3 protein-coding genes are annotated in these 2,992 nt (G+C 50.3%); all 3 read left to right on the plus strand.

Annotated elements, in window-relative coordinates; translation table 11 throughout:
* The coding region (locus tag QZ303_RS10580; protein WP_295732554.1) for an RHS repeat-associated core domain-containing protein at positions 1-1,079 on the plus strand (1,079 nt) is incomplete at its 5' end.
* A gap of 485 nt (positions 1,080-1,564) precedes the next feature.
* Positions 1,565-1,699 carry a hypothetical protein gene (locus QZ303_RS10585; protein WP_295732557.1) on the plus strand — a complete coding sequence of 45 codons (135 nt, stop codon included), beginning with the start codon at positions 1,565-1,567 and terminating at the stop codon, positions 1,697-1,699.
* An 8-nt stretch (positions 1,700-1,707) separates the two neighbouring features.
* Positions 1,708-2,992 (plus strand): RHS repeat-associated core domain-containing protein (locus QZ303_RS10590; RefSeq protein WP_295732559.1); only part of this gene is annotated, 1,285 nt, incomplete at its 3' end.

Raw genomic sequence — 2,992 nt, forward strand, 5'->3', positions numbered from 1 at the left:
CACTGACACCGCATATGGATTATGCCTACTGCGGCAACTACGAGTACCGCAACTGTAGCCTGTCGCGTATCGTCACCCCTGTGGGCTACTACGAGGGCGGCCACCACCACTACCTGCTCAACGACTACCAGGGGAACGTTCGCTGCGTGGTCTCCGACACACTGCGCCTTGTCAGTGCAGTGCACTACTACCCCGGTGGCTCGCTGTTCGGCGAGGATTACGGCACGCCCGAGGACAAGCCGCTCTTCCAAGGCTCGCGCCTCGAAAGCTACGGCCGCCACTCCTTCTACGACCTCCTCAACCGCCACTACGACCCAGTCCTATGCCGCTTCACCTCCATCGATAAAAAGTCTGAGTCGTACTATCCATTCTCGTCATATAGCTATACGCTCGGCAACCCTATCCGTTTTCGGGATCCTACAGGTCTGGAGCCAACTGGCTTTGAGTCTGCATTGATGTCTGGTATGGCATATCATGATGGTGATTATGAATCTTACTTGGGATATCTTAAAGAAACGGGTTGGAGAGAAGTTGATTCATCATCTCCATTGATTGAAGGATATAATTTTCATGGGACACTCTTTATGCGTCAGAAAGCAGATAAATCATATGAGTTTGCATATGCATATCCGGGAACGGATTCGGCCAAAGATATTGTTGATGACATAGCACAGCTAGTCGGATTGTCTCCAAGGTATAGTTTAACAATTAATGTTGCAACAATTATATCAAAGCGATTCAATAAATTTGAGCTTACTTTCCTAGGCCATTCCATGGGAGGAGGAGAAGCAGCGGCTTCCAGCATCAAGACCGGACGAAAGGCTATCACGTTCAATCCTGCTGCATTAAGCACTACCACACGAGTAAGGCATGGTTTAACGAATGACGGCGATATCATAAACTATATCACCTATAAGCGGAATAGTAATGGCTCGATTTCTATGGCAGATGCAATTAATGTAGGCCAGAGGATGTATGACATGTCAATTCCGGGGCAAATAATCCCGATAATCATTGGTAACCAAGGTGGGATTGATGCGCATAAAATTAGAACAATCATTGAATATTTGAAGCCATGAATGTGTTCAGAGTAATATTTGTCGGCATTTTGGTCGTATTTCAATCTTGTATTTACAGCAAGATTACGCATTTGTCAGATGAAGATTTGGAATGGGTAGATGTTTATGATGTAGGCGATACCATTACATTTATTTCAAATCTTGGAAATACTGATGTAATGACAGTTACTAAAAAATTCCTGTATAATGATAGGTGTCCTTTTTATATTAGCACAGGTAGAGTCCCTAATTATAATGCAAATACCGGATATGGCTATATAATTAAACATGATAGAATTAGTATAGATGGAGGTCTGCTCTTGATAAAGAATCTTGCGGATTCTTTAGATTTTATTATAGATTTAGGGAGTAGAATTTCAAGATTTGACAAACGTAATCTTGAAGGGCCACTTAAAACTCGTATGTACGAACATAATAATAAAACATATAGTCAGTGTATAATTGCTGATAGTACTAATTCGGGATATTCTGAATATTGGGACTCTATGATAAAAAATAAGGTAGAGAAATTCGTATGGAGCAAGGAGCATGGACTCATCTACTATAAGTTCGAGGACGGGGAGGAATTCTTCAGGCGGGATTTGCTGCCCGACTCCATTCTGATGAAAAACCAACTGTAGGATAGGGTATGAGCAACTTTCGGTTTGGAACGCCCGGGTTGATGTGGATTGTGAACCAATCCACGCCCAATGAACGGCATCGTGACATGTATGATTACGGCCTGTGGCGCGGCTACACCTACACTTACGACGGTGCTGACCGGTTGGTGTCGGCTGTGTACGGCGAGACGGGTAGCCGTCCGGCGACGCTCATCGCCGAGTCGCCGGACTATTCCGAATACCGCAGCTACGATGCGGGGAGCAACCTCGCCACGCTCAAGGCCTGTGGCCTTACCGACCGGCAGAAAGTGTCCGGCATCGGGACGAAGCTGTCGTTCGGGCCGGTGAAGGACATCGTTTTCGAAAACCGTGGCGCGCAGATGCTGTCGGCGACTGTAGCCCCGAACACGGCTACGGTCTCTACGATGGACAACTCCGTCATCGGAGCTGTGAAGGAAGGCAAGACCGTGGGCTTCAACTACGATGCCGCCGGACGTCTCGTCGAGGACGAACTTCGCGGCGAGAGCTTCACCTACGACCGCTTCGGCAACCCCTCTGTGGCGCAATACTCCACCGGACGTGCGGTGGACTATCTGGCGAAATACGCTTATGATGCCACCGGTGTGCTGCACAAGCGCTCGATGGCCCACAGCTACGAATTAATCCGTAAAGATGAGGAGCCGTTCTTGCCGTTTTATCCCGACTCCCTGCGACCGGGGCATCCGTCGTTCCCATGGGACAGTCTCCCTCCTCGTCTCGACTCAATCATAACCCCTCGCCCTGTCTTTCCGTCGCCTGTGGGAGCGCAGCCGGCTCTTTCGGGCAGTACTTCGCCTCGGGGGATAAGCGTAATTTGGCCTCCGGGCAATCGTCGCGACAGCCTGGGCAGAGTCGATGGCATGCTTGCACCGACCCCGCATATGGACTACGCCTACTGCGGCAACTACGAGTACCGCAACGGCAGCCTGTCGCGCATCGTCACCCCTGTGGGCTACTACGAGGGCGGCCACCACCACTACCTTCTCAACGACTACCAGGGTAACGTGCGCTGTGTGGTCTCCGACACGCTGCGCCTTGTCAGTGCCGTCCACTACTATCCCGGCGGCTCTCTGTTCGGCGAGGAGTACGGCATGCCCGAGGACCAGCCGCTCTTCCAAGGCTCACGCCTCGAAAGCTATGGCCGCCACTCCTTTTACGACCTCCTCAACCGCCACTACGACCCCGTCCTCTGCCGCTTCACATCCATCGACGCTCTTGGTGAAAAGACCCATGGAGTTTCCCATTACGTGTATTGCCTCGGCAATCCAGTGAGAT

Source organism: uncultured Muribaculum sp. (genome assembly GCF_910583865.1).
GTDB lineage: Bacteria > Bacteroidota > Bacteroidia > Bacteroidales > Muribaculaceae > Muribaculum.